We start from the raw sequence: 15755 nt of genomic DNA, 5'->3' as shown, positions 1-15755 counted from the left end.
CGTTGCCGCTGGTTGGTGTTTGCGTTCGCGGCGCCTTGGTTTTGCTGCGTGCATGGCGGCGCATTGTCGGATTACGCTTCGCTAATCCGACCTACGAGATGAGTCGCGGGAGGGCTATTTTTTCAGGGTTTGCAGGTGCGTCAGCTCTTGGCTCACGGCTCGCGCGACGATGTCTTCGATGGTGTGTTGCAGGCTTTTGCTCAGTTCGCCGGTGAGGTCCGCCAGCGCGCGCTGCAGCGCCTCGGCCATGCAGTCTTTGATGCGCTGCTCCAGCACGAAGTCGACGCGGCCCTGCAATTGGTGCAGGATGCGTTCCGACAGGCGCCGCTCCAGCACGTGCCAGTCCTGGTCGCTCCACTGCCGCAGCGCCTCTTGTTCGAGCCGCTCGCCGGTGTCGACGGTCGGCGCCGGCACCTTGCGCGCGGACCCGGCCGGCGCCGCCTCGACGGCGTCGCCCAGAACTTCGGTCAGCACCGGGATGCTGGCGTCGAAGGCCGGCTGGTAGCTCATGGCTGGTTCGCCACGAAATGGCTGGGCTGGTATTGCTGCTGTTTATAGGACTTGTAACGCTGGCGTCCCACCTCGGCGTCGTCCGCATCGGCCGAGACGATTTCGAAGACCCGCGCGAAGCTGGCGAAATGCGCCGGCTGGCGGCGCGACAGGTTGACCAGGATGTCGTGGTGCGGCAGGGCGGCGGCGTCGCTGTCGGTCAGCACGATCGGCGTTTCCGCCGCCAGCGCGTCGCCGGCCAGCACGTGCGGCAGGTAGTCGGTCTCGGACAGGCTCCACAGCGCCGCGTTCAGCGCCGCCAGTTGCTCGGCGTCCTCGGCCAGCAGTACCACTCGGTTGCGCGCCATATAGGCCTTGCGCGCCAGGCGGCAGGCGTAGGCGATCTTGTCGGGGACGTTGGTATGGAAGTCGATGCGTGTCATAGTAATCAGGGATGCAGAGATGGCGTGGGGGGCTGGCGCGCCGACCCGCAGCGCCGATTTTAACCGGTTGAGCTTGTCAGGGCGCTAGAATTGGAAGTCGCCGGCGGGTTTGGCTTCTTGCGCCTGGTCGCGGCGCCCCTGCTCGGCGGCGGCCGCCGCCGTCGCCTCGGTGTCGACCGGCTGCGGGCGCGGCGCCGCCGGCGTCGCCGGCGCCTGGCGGTAGCCGGCCGGCAGCATGCGCTGGGCCGGGTAGGCGGCCGCGCTCAGCGCGCCGTCCCAGGCGCCCTGCTCGAAGCCGGTGTATTTTTTCCGCCCCACCAACAGCAAGGGCAATTGCGAGGCGCCGCCGGCCTGCTTCAGCGCGGCCTGGTCGGCGGCGCTGCCGACGGTTTTTTCCGCGAACGGAATGCCGCGCGCGCGCAGCATGGCGCGGCCCTGGTCGCAGGCCTCGCACTGCTCGGTGGTGTACAGCGTCACCGGGTGGTTTTTGGCCGCCTCGGCCAGTTCGAACGGCAACGCCGCCGCCGCCGCGCCGCCGCCGAAGGACTTGAGTTCGACCTTGGCGGTCGCGGCCGGCGGCGGCGTATCGCTGAAGTGGGTCACGCCCTTGGCGTCCTTCCACTTGTATACCTGGGCGTCGGCCGCGCCGGCGCAGGCCAGCAGCAGGGCGCCGATTGTCCACCTCGTTCGCAAGTTCATGGCGCGCGCCCTCCCGGTTCGATGATGCTCATTACAAAATTGACACTCAGGCCGCCATGCCGCTGTGGCGCAGCAAGGCGTCGATGCTTGGCTCGCGGCCGCGGAAGGCGGTGAACGACTCCAGCGCCGGGCGCGAACCACCGACCGCCAAAATTTCTTCCTGGAAGCGCCGCCCGGTTTCCGCCGACAGGATGCCGCCGCCCAGCGCAGCCGCCTCCTCGAAGGCGCCGTAGGCGTCGGCGGACAACACTTCGGCCCACTTGTAGCTGTAGTAGCCGGCCGCGTAGCCGCCGGCGAAGATGTGGCCGAAGGAGTTCTGGAAGCGGTTGTAGGCCGGCGGCGGCATCACCGAGAACTTGCCGCGCACCTCGTCGACAACGTCCTGCACGCTTTTCGCGCTCTGCGGATCGTAGTCGTAATGCAGGTGCATGTCGTGCAGCGAGTATTCGACGTGGCGCAGCGTTTGCAGGCCGGATTGGAAGTTGCGCGCCGCCAGCATTTTGTCGTACAGCGCGCGCGGCAGCGCCGCGCCGCTGGTGACGTGCGAGGTCATGTGTTCGAGCACTTCCCATTCCCAGCAGAAGTTTTCCATGAACTGCGACGGCAGTTCGACGGCGTCCCATTCGACGCCGGAAATGCCGGACACGCCGATCTCGTCGACCCGGGTCAGCATGTGGTGCAGGCCGTGGCCGAACTCGTGGAACAGCGTGATGACTTCGTCGTGGGTGAACAGCGATGGCTGTACTTTGCCGTCGATGACGGCGGGTTCGGTGAAGTTACAGGTCAGATAGGCGACCGGGGTTTGCACCGTGCCGCCTTCTTCAACACGCCGGCCGCGGGCGTCGTCCATCCAGGCGCCGCCGCCCTTGCCGCTGCGCGCGTACAGGTCGAGGTAGAACTGGCCGACCAGCTGGCCGTCTTTTTCAATGCGGAAGAAGCGCACGTCCGGGTGCCAGGTGGTCGCCGTATCGACGGCGATGGACACCGAAAACAGCGTTTGCACCAGACGGAACAGGCCGTCGATGACTTTATGTTCGGGGAAGTATTGCTTCACTTCCTGGGCGGAGAAGGCGTAGCGGCGCTCCTGCAGCTTTTCCGACGCGTACGGCATGTCCCAGGCTTGCAGCTGCTCCAGGCCCAGCTCGTCCTTGGCGAAGGCGCGCAGCTCGGCCAGGTCTTGCTCGGCGTAGGGGCGGGCGCGCGTGGCCAGGTCTTCCAGGAAGGTGATGACTTGCTCGGGGCTTTGCGCCATCTTCGGCACCAGCGAGACTTCGGCGAAGTTCTTGTAGCCGAGCATTTTGGCTTCTTCGTCGCGCAGTTTCAGCAAAGTGACGATGTTCTGGCCGTTATCCCACTTGTCCTTTTCGCTGAAGTCGCTGCCCATGTCGGACGCCTTGGTGGCGTTGGCGTGGTAAATCTTCTCGCGCAGCGCGCGGTTGTCGGCAAATTGCAACAGCGGGAAGTAGGACGGGAAGTGCAGCGTGAACAGGAAGCCGCTCTTGCCGTCCTTCTCGGCGGCGGCGCGGGCCGCTTGCTTGACGTCGTCGGGCACGCCGGCCAGCTCGGCCTCGTCGGCCACCAGCAGCTTGAAGTCGTTGGTGGCGTCGAGCACGTTCTCGGAAAAACGCGTCGACACGCCGGCGTGTTCTTCCTGGATCTCGGCGAAGCGTTCCTTCTTTTCCTCGGCCAGCTCGGCGCCGCCCATGCGGAAGTCGCGGATGGCGTTGTCGATAATGCGCTGGCGCGGCGCCGACAGGGCGGGGTAGCCCGGCCCGGCCTTGAGCAGCTTGTATTTGGCGAACATTTCCTCGTTCTGGGCCAGCGCGGTCCAGAATTCGGTGATTTTCGGCTGGTTTTCGTTGTAGGCGGCGCGCAGCTCGGGCGTGTCGACGACGTTGTTCAGATGGCTGACGATGCCCCATGCCCGGCCCAGCAACTCGGTGGCGTTTTCCAGCGGCGCGACGAAGTTTTCCCACGTCACTTGGGCGATCGGCGCTTCCAGCTCCGCCACGACGGCGGCGCTGTCGGCGAGCAACTGGTCGATGGCGGGGGTGACGTGTTCGGCTTTGATCGCATCAAAACGCGGCAAGCCCGAGAAGTCCAGCAAAGGGTTTTGTGTAGTCATCAGTGTGTCCTAGTGGTCGTCGGCGCGCCCCGCACGGCGGGCGCGGCGCAGTGTAAGTTTAGTCGCGTTCCGCCGCTTCGACGGTATTCATCAGCAACATCGTGATCGTCATCGGACCGACGCCGCCCGGCACCGGGGTGATGTGCGAGGCCAGCTCCTTAACGCCGTCGAAATCGACGTCGCCGCACAACTTGCCGTTATCGTCGCGGTTCATGCCGACATCGATGACGATCGCGCCGGGACGGACCATGTCCGCCGTCAGCGTGTTGCGCCGTCCGACGGCGGCGACGATGACGTCGGCGCCGCGGGTGTGGTGCGCCAGGTCCGGCGTCGCACTATGGCATATGGTCACGGTGGCGTTCGCTTGCAAGAGCAGCAGCGCCATCGGTTTGCCGACGGTGTTGCTGCGGCCGATGACGACGGCGTGCTTGCCGCGCAGGTCGACGCCGGTGCTTTCAATCAGTTTCATGCAGCCGTACGGGGTGCAGGGGCGAAAGCCCGGCAGGCCGGTTAGCAGTTCGCCGGCGCTCAGCACCGAGTAGCCGTCGACGTCCTTCGAGGTCGAGATCGCCTCGATAACCTTGTGCGGGTTGATGTGCTTGGGCAGCGGCATCTGCACCAGGATGCCGTGGATGGCCGGGTCGGCGTTGAGCGCGTTGATGCGCTCCAACAACGCCGCCTCCGACAGGTCCGCCGCGTATTTTTCCAACACCGAATGGAAGCCGACGTCGCCGCAAGCCTTGACCTTGTTGCGCACGTACACCTGGCTGGCCGGGTCTTCGCCCACCAGGATCACGGCCAGGCCGGGCTGTTTACCCTTGGCGGTCAGGGCGCTGGCGCGCACGGCGATTTCGCCGCGCAGTGTTTGGGAGAGCAGGATTCCGTCGATCAGTTGAGCTGGCATGGTTTTTGGCTGGTGGTGATAGGTAAACCGAGATTATAAAGCCGGCGCGCCCCTTCGACCGCGTTTTCAGCCGCGCCGGCGCCGATTTCTGGAGAATAAATGCGGCGGCGCAGCATAAATCCCATGGGGTAATTTCACATTGTGAAAAGACGTATCGTAATTTGAAAAATATGGAATAGCCTGTTAGAATCCCCAGACTAATTTAGGGTATTGGTAAATAATCAGCGAAATGCCGTCCACCAGCGATCGGGTATCTTGGTGGGGCGCTTATAAAGGAGACTCACCAAATGTCAGCTCAACTCGACCAGGTTACGGCGTTAGTCGCGCAGGACCCAGATATGCAGGAAACCAAGGAATGGCTAGACGCGCTTGAAGCCGTGCTGGAAAACGAGGGCCCTGAACGCGCCCATTACCTGATGGAACGCATGGTCGACCTGGCGCGCCGCCGCGGCGCCCAAATCCCATTTTCCAGCACCACCGCCTACGTCAACACCATCCCCACCCACCTCGAAACGCATTGCCCGGGCAACCTGGAATACGAAGAGCGCCTGCGCTCGTGGATGCGCTGGAACGCGATGGCGATGGTGGTCAAGGCCAACCGCGCCGACGGCGACCTGGGCGGCCACCTGTCGAGCTTTGCCTCGCTGGCGAACATGCTGGGCATCGGCTTCAACCATTTCTGGCACGCCCCGACCGAAGAGCACGGCGGCGACCTGCTGTACATCCAGGGCCATTCCTCGCCCGGCATCTACGCGCGCGCCTTCCTGGAAGGCCGCCTGACGGAAGACCAGTTGCTGAATTTCCGCAAGGAAGTCGACGGCAAGGGCCTGTCCTCGTACCCGCATCCGAAGCTGATGCCGGACTTTTGGCAGTTCCCGACCGTGTCGATGGGCCTGGGCCCGCACATGGCGATCTACCAGGCGCGTTTCCTGAAATACCTGCACGCACGCGGCATCGCCAAGACCGACAACCGCAAGGTGTGGGCGTTCTGCGGCGACGGCGAGATGGACGAGCCGGAATCGCTGGGCGCGATCGGCCTGGCCGCGCGCGACGAACTGGACAACCTGGTCATCGTGGTCAACTGCAATCTGCAGCGCCTGGACGGCCCGGTGCGCGGCAACGGCAAGATCATCCAGGAACTGGAAGGCGAGTTCCGCGGCGCCGGCTGGAACGTCGTCAAGGTCATCTGGGGTCCGGGTTGGGACGCCTTGCTGGCGCAGGACAAGGAAGGCATCCTGCAGCGCGTGATGATGGAAACCGTCGACGGCGAGTACCAGAACTACAAGGCCAAGGACGGCGCCTTCGTGCGCAAACACTTCTTCGGCAAGCATCCTAAGCTGCTGGAAATGGTCGCCAACATGAGCGACGACGACATTTGGCGCCTGACCCGCGGCGGCCACGATCCGCACAAGATCTACGCCGCCTTCAAGATCGCCCAGGAACACAAGGGCCAGCCAACCGTCCTGCTGGTGAAAACCGTCAAGGGCTACGGCATGGGCAAGTCCGGCGAAGCGCGCAACACCGCGCACCAGACCAAGAAGCTCGACGACGAGGCTATCCGCGAAATGCGCGACCGGTTCTCGCTGCCGATCCCGGACGACCAACTCGCCGACATCCCGTTCTTCAAGCCGGCCGACGACGCGCCGGAAATGATCTACCTGCAAGAGCGCCGCAAGGCCCTGGGCGGCTACCTGCCGCAGCGCCGCCAGCAGGCCGAGGAAGTGCTGCCGGTGCCTGAGCTGTCGGCGTTCAAGAACGTGCTGGAAGCGACGCCCGAAGGCCGCGAAATCTCCACCACGCAGGCGTTCGTGCGCGTGATCTCGACCCTGCTGAAGGATCCGAACCTGGGCCAGCGCGTCGTGCCTATCCTGGTCGACGAGTCGCGCACCTTCGGTATGGAGGGCCTGTTCCGCCAGATCGGCATCTACAACCCGAAAGGCCAGTTGTACGAGCCGGTCGACAAAGACCAGGTCATGTACTACCGCGAAGACAAGGCCGGCCAGATCCTGCAAGAGGGTATCAACGAAGCGGGCGGCATGAGCTCGTGGATCGCCGCGGCGACCTCGTATTCGACCAACAACCGCATCATGATCCCGTTCTACACCTTCTACTCGATGTTTGGCATGCAGCGCATCGGCGACCAGGTGTGGGCTTCCGGCGACATGCGCGCACGCGGCTTCCTGATGGGCGGCACCGCCGGCCGCACCACGCTGAACGGCGAAGGCTTGCAGCATGAAGATGGCCACAGCCATATCGTCGCCGCGACCATCCCGACCTGCTTGCCGTACGACCCGACCTTCAGCCATGAAGTCGCGGTCATCATCCAGGACGGCCTGCGCCGCATGATCGCCAACCAGGAAGACGTGTTCTACTACATCACGATCATGAACGAGAACTACCCGCAGCCGGGTATCAAGCCGGGCCAGGAAGAAGGCATCCTGAAAGGCATGTACCTGTTCTCGGAAGGCGACAAGGAAGCCAAGCTGCGCGTGCAACTGATCGGCTCTGGCACCATCCTGCGCGAATCGATGTTCGCCGCCGAACTGCTGCAAGCCGACTGGGGCATTGCCGCCGACGTCTGGTCGGCGCCGTCGCTGACCCTGGTGGCGCGCGACGGCCAGGACGCCGAACGCTGGAACATGGTCAACCCGTCCCAGACCCAGCGCGTGCCGTACGTTACCGAGTGCCTGCAAAACACCAGCGGCCCGATCATCGCCACCACCGACTACATGCGCGCCTTCGCCGAACAGATCCGCGCGTTCGTGCCGAAGGGCCGCACCTACAAAGTGCTGGGCACCGACGGTTTCGGCCGCTCCGACAGCCGCGCCAAGCTGCGCGAGTTCTTTGAAGTGAACCGCTATTATGTGACGGTCGCCGCGCTGAAGTCGCTGGCCGACGAAGGTTCGATCGACGTCTCGGTGGTGGAACAGGCGATTGCCAAGTACGGCATCAACCCGAACAAAGCCAATCCGGTCACCCAATAACGCGGTTCTGACGAATAGAAAAACGGAGCAAACGCTATGAGCATTGTGGAAGTTAACGTCCCGGATATCGGGGATTTCAAGGAAGTGGAAATCATCGAGTTGATGGTCAAGCCGGGCGATACCATCAAGGTCGACCAGTCGCTCATCACGGTGGAATCGGACAAGGCCAGCATGGAGATTCCCTCCAGCCATGCGGGCGTAGTGAAAGAAATGCGCGTCAAGGTCGGCGACAAGGTGCATGAAGGCTCCCTGCTGCTGATCTTGGAGACCAGCGACGCGGCAGCTTCGGCCGAGGCGCCAGCCGCCGCGCCGGCACCGGCTGCGCCAGCGGCCGCGGCCGCGGCGCCAGCGGCAGCTCCGGCCGCGGCCGTCGCCGCAGCCCCGGCTCCGGCCCCGGCCGTGGCTGCGGCCCCGGCCGCGGCGCCCGCCGCCGCGCCAAGCAACGCGCTGGCGCACGCCTCGCCGTCGATCCGCAAGTTCGCCCGCGAACTGGGCGTCGACCTGATGCGCGTTCCAGGCACCGGCCCGAAAAGCCGCATCCTGCAGGAGGACGTGCAGAATTTCGTCAAGGGCGTCATGGCCGGTTCGGTCGCCAGCGGCGCCGCGCCGGTGGCGGCCGCGGGCAAGGGCGTCGGCATGGACCTGCTGCCATGGCCGTCGCTGGACTTCAGCAAGTTCGGCGAAACCACCTTGCTGCCGTTGTCGCGCATCAAGAAGATCAGCGGCCCGAACCTGCACCGCAACTGGGTGATGATCCCGCACGTGACGCAGTTCGACGAAGCCGACGTCACCGAGCTGGAAGGCTTCCGTGTCTCGACCAACGCCGGCAACGCCAAGAACAAGGAAGCGGTCAAGCTGACCATGCTGGCCTTCGTCATCAAGGCATCCGTCGCGGCGCTGAAAAAGTACCCGGCCTTCAACGCGTCGATCGACGGAAAGGGTGAAAACCTGATCCTGAAGCAGTACTACAACATCGGCTTCGCGGCCGACACGCCGAACGGCCTGATGGTCCCGGTGATCAAGGACGCCGACAAAAAAGGCGTGGCGCAGATTGCGCAAGAGATGGGCGAATTGTCGGCGCAGGCGCGCGACGGCAAGCTCAAACCGACCGACATGCAGGGCGCGACCTTCACCATCTCGTCGCTGGGCGGCATCGGTGGCACGGCCTTCACGCCGATCATCAACGCCCCTGAAGTGGCGATCCTGGGTCTGTCGAAAGCGGCCATGAAGCCGGTCTGGGACGGCAAGGCCTTCCAGCCGCGCCTGATGATGCCGATGTCGCTGTCGTACGACCACCGCGTCATCGACGGCGCCATGGGCGCGCGCTTCTCCGTCTACCTGGGCGAAGTGCTGGCCGACCTGCGCAAGACGCTGCTGTGATGTGAATCCGGCGCGGGCGCACCGCCTTGACGGGCGGTCCGCCCGCGCCGCTATCCTAGGGCAGGCGAAGCGCCGAGGCGCCGCCTGCATCCCTCTTTTTACCCCGCGCGGCCGTTACGGCGGCGAGGGGAGCGATGGAGTATGCGATGAGTACGATCGAAGTGAAAGTGCCCAATATCGGCGATTTCAAAGAAGTGGAAGTGATCGAGTTGATGGTCAAAGTGGGCGACACGATCAAGGTTGATCAGTCGCTCGTGACGGTCGAGTCGGACAAGGCCAGCATGGAAATCCCGGCCAGCCACGCCGGCGTGGTCAAGGAATTGAAAGTCAAAATCGGCGACAAGATCGCCGAAGGTTCGTTGTTGCTGGTGCTGGAAGAGGGCGCCGGCGCAGCCGCCGCGCCTGCCGCCGCCGCACCTGCGGCGACGGCACCCGCCGCAGCCGCGCCAGCCGCCGCTCCGGCGGCGGTAGCCGGCGCGCCCGCGCCGGTTGGCGGCAGCTACACCGGCAAGGTCGACATCGAATGCGACATGATGGTGCTCGGCGGCGGTCCCGGCGGTTATTCGGCCGCGTTCCGCGCCGCCGACCTGGGCCTGAACACCGTCATCGTCGAGCGTTACGCGACGCTGGGCGGGGTATGCCTGAACGTTGGCTGTATCCCGTCGAAGGCGCTGCTGCACGTGGCGGCCGTGATCGACGAGGCGGCCACGATGTCCAAGCACGGCGTGACGTTCGCCGCGCCGCAAATCGACATCGACGCGGTGCGCAGCTACAAGGAAAAAGTCATCAACAAGATGACCGGCGGCCTGAGCGGCATGGCCAAGGGCCGCAAGGTCAACGTGGTGCGCGGCGTCGGCCAGTTCGTCAGCCCGTTCCACATCGAAGTGACGGCCGACGACGGCAGCAAGCAAGTGGTGCAGTTCAAACAGGCCATCATCGCCGCCGGTTCGGCCGTCGTCAAACTGCCGTTCGTGCCGGAAGATCCGCGTATCGTCGACTCGACCGGCGCGCTGGAACTGCGCGCCATCCCGAAACGCATGCTGGTCATCGGCGGCGGCATCATCGGCCTGGAAATGGCGACGGTGTACTCGACCTTCGGCGCGCGTATCGACGTCGTCGAAATGCTCGACGGCCTGATGCAGGGCGCCGACCGCGACATGGTCAAGGTCTGGCAGAAGTTCAACGAGAAGCGCTTCGACAACATCATGACCAAGACCAAAACGGTCGCGGTGGAAGCGCTCGCCGAAGGCATCAAAGTGACCTTCGAGGCGGCCGAAGCCGGCGCCGTGGCGCCCGCGCCGCAGGTCTACGACATGGTGCTGGTGGCCGTTGGCCGCAGCCCGAACGGCAAGAAACTGGCGGCCGACAAGGCCGGCGTCAGCGTCACCGACCGCGGTTTCATCAACGTCGACGGCCAGATGCGCACCAACGTGCCGCACATCTTCGCCATTGGCGACCTGGTCGGCCAGCCGATGCTGGCGCACAAGGCGGTGCACGAAGGCCACGTCGCGGCCGAAGCCGCGGCAGGCCAGAAGGCCTACTTCGACGCCAAGGTGATCCCGTCGGTGGCCTACACCGATCCCGAAGTGGCATGGGTCGGCATCACCGAGGACGAAGCCAAGGCCAAGGGCATCAAGCTTGAAAAAGGCCTGTTCCCGTGGGCGGCCAGCGCGCGCGCCGTGGCCAACGGCCGCGACGAGGGTTTCACCAAGCTGCTGTTCGACGCCGAGACCCACCGCATCGTCGGCGGCGGCATCGTCGGCACCCACGCCGGCGACATGATCGGCGAAATCGCCCTGGCCATTGAAATGGGCTCGGACGGCACCGACATCGGCAAGACCATCCATCCGCACCCTACCTTGGGCGAATCGATCGGCCTGGCCGCCGAAGTGTACGAAGGCGTCTGCACCGACCTGCCGCCGCCGCGCAAGCGCTAAGCTAGGCAGCCACCGCCGCGGAACGCGGATCGGGGCCAGGTCTGGCATGTCACCATTCTTAAGGGAATGGCGGCGTGCCAGACCTGGCCCCGACGTCGTTTACGCGCCGGTAGCGCCGTCGTCGCAGCGCCTTGCTCATCGGTAACGACCACACGTCGCCGTTCGCTTCGGTCTTTTGCATCATCGCCGTTCAAAACGCGAAGAGGCTCATCTCGTGCTTTCTTATAACTGGGGGAGCACTAGATAAGTATCGAAATTCGTTTCGACTTAAGGACTTAGTGTTCATCTAACGTTGTGGTTTCTAGATGGCACAACACAAAAATTCTCGGGCGTTGTTTGTCGTACACTATGGGTGTCCAGGAAAAAGGACACCATGCTAAAAATAGCAATTTTCTACGTTTTTCACTCTGTAAGGAACTGTTATGACCCTTCAATTTTCACGCGATGAAATCCAAATATTGCTTACTTCGCTCGAGTATTCGAAACGTAACATTACAGATGCCCAAAATACTCCTTTGGACACTCGAAGCAACGAACTGCGTGACTTAGAGTCGATTGCCGTGAAGCTTCGTGCTATGAGGAAAATTGCCGAGGAATAGCCTGTTGTCACGCCAGATGTGGCCAGAGTTCCAAGATCGGGGCGCTTGACTTGGGGCCTTTCGCCCACCATGTTGCGAGTCGTTCAACGTAGGGCTTCCACAGTCGAAACTGTGCTTCTTGCAACAGTTTCACATATGTCGCGTCGTTTCGTAGGTTCTTCCATTCATTGCCTGCGAAATTCGACAATAGAAAATCAATACACAGAATGGCTTCCATTGGCGGGGATGCCATCCTTGGAGCGGGAAGCAGAAGTACTTTGCCGAGCGAATCTGCGAGTTCCTTCATTTCGTGACCCCCGTGCTGAAAGTGATAGAGCGGATGGGCTTCGATAGACTCGTCAACTTCGTCAAAAATGTGCTGATCAAAATGCCACGAGCACATGCTGCTTCGATCTTCATTTTCGATTCTGACCTTGAGTATTAATTTTTTAAAGCTATGCTCCAACTCTTCATCACAAAAGCCACAAAGGTCGAGATCAATCGTTAAATTAAGTACCTTTCCCGCCCCTTTCGGTAAAACATTTTGCGGAGCAATGACTTGCAACTGGAGACCGGCAACCTGGTATTCCCAAAACTTCCCATGATCTTGCAAGCATTGGTTTGCCGACGATTTCAAAACGTCTGCGTTCAGGACGACTGCTGACGTGTTACGCTCTAAAATTTGAGATAAACTTATCAAGTCGTTCGACAATCTGCGTCTAATTTCTGCCGGTTTAACTCGCTTAGCCATATCTAGCTCTTCTTTAGACGGTCAAATCGGCCACGGTCTGCAGAACTAATTCGCCATTTTGTTTTTTCTATTCGATTTAACGCGGCGTATCCCGACACATATGCAGTATCCTGCCATGGCTTCATATTTAACTCAGCTACTCTGAATCCATCGGCAGGATCGAGAGGCTTTCCGGTGGCGACACAAATACAAAAAAACTTGTCGCTGTAGTCCGCCTCGATCGGAGTTGCAGCCTTAAGGGCGAACCCAAACCTATCATTGAGAATTTTAATGCGCTCCGCCGCTCCAATTCGACGAAGATTGGGTTGCTTAGCATTTAAATTATTCCACCATACCTCTACAGTGAACCACCACCAACGTTGCCATCCGGCGCAAAAGGGCCCACCGTAACGCGCAATTTCCAGCTCAACCTGTAACTGAGTCCAACTTGCACCTGACTTTGCAATGTCAATGCCGAGCCTGGCAGCCAACAATGTTTTATCAATTAGTAGCCCCGTTGGCCCGATGAGACTGTTCAGTAGATAGGACGAAATTTCGTGAACAGCCTTGCCTTCGACGAAGTATTTAAACTCTTCAACGAATGACTCGTGCAGGCCAACAGTTGACTCTTGTCCAAACCCAAGCATAGCACCGGCCAGGCGCCCCTTCTTGTTAGAAACTATCTGGGCATATCCATTTACTAGCGAAATCATTTGTATAGCTACTTGGGCAGGTTGATCGATGATCTGGTCATCCTTACCGAAAACCGCATCAAACAAGTCATGAGACGACTCGTCAAACGACTTGACGAATTTTTCAGTGATCGACCAGAGGACGATCGGAAAAGGGGCTATTTTCTTCTCTGTCATCCGCGTTCGTAGTTCTTGCGCTAAGGTCGGCCCCCTATATGGTACTTTGGGGTGATCATCCGTCGCCTCTTGATCAAGACGGAGGTCAAGTAGCAATCCGAAATTATTTTTCTCTTTGCTGGCTGTTGAAATTTGTTTAATCTGTGCGGCTAACTCAATCGGCGTTTTTCTTTCAACTAATAATTCCTTGTTACTCTTATGCAGGAGTGACAATAGATCATCTATCGTGCGATCTTGTTGATCATCTATGCATAAAAAATTAGTATTTGGCATCGCCAACCTCTTCATCTTTTGCCTTCGGAACTTCTATTCTGAAACAGGTTGAATAACCTTTCGGCGCATCTACTAATTCGACTTCTCCGTTGGAACCTTCTAAAATATCGCGGACAATTTTCATGCCCAAGCCTGTTCCAATCAGCTTTTCTGAATCACTAGATAGTACATTTACGGGAGTGCTCGTGGTGAAAAATGCGTCGAAAATTTTATCTCGATTTTCTACGGGAATGCCATCTCCGTTATCGGAGAATTGTATGTATAAACGATCATCAACGATACCGCTCTCGATAAGGATTTTCCCTTTCCCTCCGGCTCGGTGAATGGCTTTCATGGAATTCGTGAATAAATTTAAAAATATAGACGCCCACTCAGATTTATGCATTGGCCGAGTAAATAAATCATGTCCAAAAAATTTTGATTCTATATTAATTTTCTGTCGATCCAAAGTTGGCTTGACTATCGCTGAAAATTCGTTGACCAAGTCACGGATTTCATGCACGCTCAATTCACGGTGAGCATTTTGAATTACTGCATTGTCAAAATATCTGACGTAGCTGCGGAGCAGTTCAATATTTTCATGCATCGACTCACTAGAGGAGTAAAGAGGATGCTTAATGGGAACTTCACTCCTAATGAGTGTTGCGGTTGCGCTTAACGCTGCGATGGCATGCCTAACTTCATGGGTGAATTCACCAATAGTTAAGCCAAGGCTTGCCAACACGCGAAGCATTCCATTCTCTTCTAAAACTTCTTGGGACTCTAGCCCTAATTTTTCAACCTCATCAGCCAATTTATTCATATCGCCGGAGCTAAAGGGCAGAGGGGGATCGGTATCCGGTGGGGTGTCATTATCCGCCTGACTATCAGGTTTGGTACTGGAAGAAGACGTTGAAGATATGGCCACACCAGCAGCCGTGCGCAGGGCATTCGCGAGTTCAGCCGCTTTAGCTTGCGGGGACGGTTTTTCCGTATTTTTTTTCCGACTCTCACCGGCAAATATTTTTTTCTCCCGCGCCTGGCCAATTTCTATAACTCCCATCATGAGGGCACGATAAACAAAATCTTGAAGTTGAAGAAAAGCTTCGTTTTCAATTAGGCCCTCTCGGCTGGCAGTTTCTTCAAATCGTACACCACCCACATCGAGTATTTCAACAAATCCTAGAAAGTTCGTGTTGTGGTGTGGGGGCAATAAGGCCCTCAATGCGCTTGATCGCTGCAGGCCCAGCCAGTCATCGAACGTCTCGCCATAGGGTAATACCCGAAAACCGTTTCGGTAAACCCGTATGCCACCTTGCCGGTTTAACACATCCCGAGCTAGGCTGCGAGTTCCCGGTGGGAGTTCATCGGTAATGAAATAGTGCGCTTTGAATCGGATTCCGGCTAGTAGTGGATATTTTTCGATTGCTAGTCCAGTTTTAGCTTTTACTCGTTGATCAAATATTATTTTTCTATCTTGTATATCGATTTTATATTTTTCAGACAATAAATTTAATATGGCTAGCCCATCATTATTTACTTCTGCAGAGATTGTCGCCAATGCATGGGCGAAAATGCTCTGTTCCTCGCTAGCTACCACATTGATCTGACCACTTTGCAGTCTGGAAAATTCCACTTTAAAGCCGGGGTCTGCTTGTACCATGCCGTCATTTTTTTTAGCCAGAGGGAACGGCTGCAAGAGCTCAGATACAAATCGAAAAGTTCGTTGAATTTGTGCTTCACTCCATGCGTCGCGAAGGTTAATAATCCTGAGTATTGTTCCTTTTTGTGCTAACTTGGGGCCGAGGCTGATTTGATTGGAAATTAAATTTAAGTCTTTTCCGCCTGAAAAAATGTCCCAATCAATAGCAATTTGAAGTGAGAATTTTTCTGAGTCCTGTTGTGTTGCAATTAACAGCTTGGTCCCTAATCTTTGGGCGGCAAATCGTCCGATACCTTTACGTCCAGCGCGCTGTCGTTTGTAGAGGTTCGAGATAGGCATTTCCACTTTTTCTTGGGTCGAGATACGCATAAATCCGTTGATCAGCCTATCTCGTGACATACCCTCACCATTATCAATAATTGTAAGCTCTCCACCGCTTGAGTCAGAATTTTTGAATATAAGGTTTACTTTGATTGCATCGGCGTCATATGCATTTTTTATTAACTCAGCAACTGCTGTTTCTTGCTTTGAAACGAGTTCAATACCCAATCTATATACATGGCTAGCATCAACAGAGAAACGAACATTTTTATCATCGAGCTTTGCGATATCACCTGCAAGAGCGAGAATTTTCCCGTAATCAATTTGGTCTTCATTTAATTCTTTTGAGAGCGATTCTTTTAAAGTTTTCAATGAGGTCAT

General features: G+C 58.8%; 12 protein-coding genes. 3 read left to right on the top strand and 9 right to left on the bottom strand.

Going from position 1 to position 15755, the window contains the following annotated elements:
- Positions 1-114: 114 nt before the first annotated feature.
- The 6 genes from JANGC3_RS0113570 to JANGC3_RS32700 all read right to left on the bottom strand — a co-directional run bounded on the left by JANGC3_RS0113570 (position 115) and on the right by JANGC3_RS32700 (position 4785).
- Entirely contained in the window at positions 115-510 is a 396-nt protein-coding gene (locus JANGC3_RS0113570) for a hypothetical protein (protein ID WP_017877035.1), read from the bottom strand.
- Positions 507-932: a DNA polymerase III subunit chi gene (locus tag JANGC3_RS0113565; protein WP_017877034.1), complete on the bottom strand. Its 426-nt coding sequence runs from the start codon at positions 930-932 to the stop codon at positions 507-509. Before JANGC3_RS0113565 ends, JANGC3_RS0113570 begins: the two co-directional genes overlap by 4 nt.
- Before the next feature lie 84 nt (positions 933-1016).
- The gene (locus tag JANGC3_RS29285) at positions 1017-1631 is read right to left on the bottom strand and encodes a glutaredoxin family protein (protein WP_017877033.1); all 615 of its coding nucleotides are present in this window, start codon (positions 1629-1631) and stop codon (positions 1017-1019) included.
- Between the two features lie 46 nt (positions 1632-1677).
- Positions 1678-3756 (bottom strand): M3 family metallopeptidase, encoded by a 2079-nt coding sequence (locus tag JANGC3_RS0113555; protein ID WP_026132952.1) that lies wholly within the window; start codon positions 3754-3756, stop codon positions 1678-1680.
- A 58-nt stretch (positions 3757-3814) separates the two neighbouring features.
- Complete coding sequence (gene folD, locus JANGC3_RS0113550) at positions 3815-4660, bottom strand: bifunctional methylenetetrahydrofolate dehydrogenase/methenyltetrahydrofolate cyclohydrolase FolD (RefSeq protein ID WP_017877031.1); 846 nt, start codon at positions 4658-4660, stop codon at positions 3815-3817.
- Positions 4645-4785, bottom strand: a complete 141-nt coding sequence (locus JANGC3_RS32700) for a hypothetical protein (RefSeq protein WP_157406613.1) — start codon at positions 4783-4785, stop codon at positions 4645-4647. Before JANGC3_RS32700 ends, folD begins: the two co-directional genes overlap by 16 nt.
- Before the next feature lie 162 nt (positions 4786-4947).
- Between JANGC3_RS32700 and aceE the strand changes: the two genes are divergently transcribed.
- From aceE to lpdA, 3 genes are all read left to right on the top strand, one after another.
- A complete protein-coding gene (gene aceE, locus JANGC3_RS0113545; protein WP_026132951.1) occupies positions 4948-7644 on the top strand; it encodes a pyruvate dehydrogenase (acetyl-transferring), homodimeric type in 2697 nt (898 codons plus the stop codon).
- 36 nt (positions 7645-7680) lie between these two features.
- On the top strand, positions 7681-9024 hold the full coding sequence (aceF, locus tag JANGC3_RS0113540) for a dihydrolipoyllysine-residue acetyltransferase (RefSeq protein ID WP_017877029.1): 1344 nt from the start codon (positions 7681-7683) through the stop codon (positions 9022-9024).
- Positions 9025-9170: 146 nt separating this feature from the next.
- On the top strand, positions 9171-10961 hold the full coding sequence (lpdA, locus tag JANGC3_RS0113535; RefSeq protein ID WP_026132950.1) for a dihydrolipoyl dehydrogenase: 1791 nt from the start codon (positions 9171-9173) through the stop codon (positions 10959-10961).
- A gap of 606 nt (positions 10962-11567) precedes the next feature.
- On the opposite strand, the gene JANGC3_RS32695 is transcribed toward lpdA, so the two are convergent.
- From JANGC3_RS32695 to JANGC3_RS31590, 3 genes are read right to left on the bottom strand one after another with little or no spacing between them, the layout of a single operon-like run.
- The gene (locus tag JANGC3_RS32695) at positions 11568-12290 is read right to left on the bottom strand and encodes a hypothetical protein (RefSeq protein WP_157406611.1); all 723 of its coding nucleotides are present in this window, start codon (positions 12288-12290) and stop codon (positions 11568-11570) included.
- 2 nt (positions 12291-12292) lie between these two features.
- The gene (locus JANGC3_RS32690; protein ID WP_157406609.1) at positions 12293-13411 is read right to left on the bottom strand and encodes a hypothetical protein; all 1119 of its coding nucleotides are present in this window, start codon (positions 13409-13411) and stop codon (positions 12293-12295) included.
- On the bottom strand, positions 13398-15755 hold the full coding sequence (locus JANGC3_RS31590) for a sensor histidine kinase (protein WP_081611854.1): 2358 nt from the start codon (positions 15753-15755) through the stop codon (positions 13398-13400). Before JANGC3_RS31590 ends, JANGC3_RS32690 begins: the two co-directional genes overlap by 14 nt.

The organism is Janthinobacterium sp. CG3 (genome assembly GCF_000344615.1).
Taxonomy (GTDB): domain Bacteria; phylum Pseudomonadota; class Gammaproteobacteria; order Burkholderiales; family Burkholderiaceae_D; genus Janthinobacterium.
Note: the sequence above shows the minus strand (reverse complement) of the source record. Positions and strands in the feature narration are given on the sequence as shown.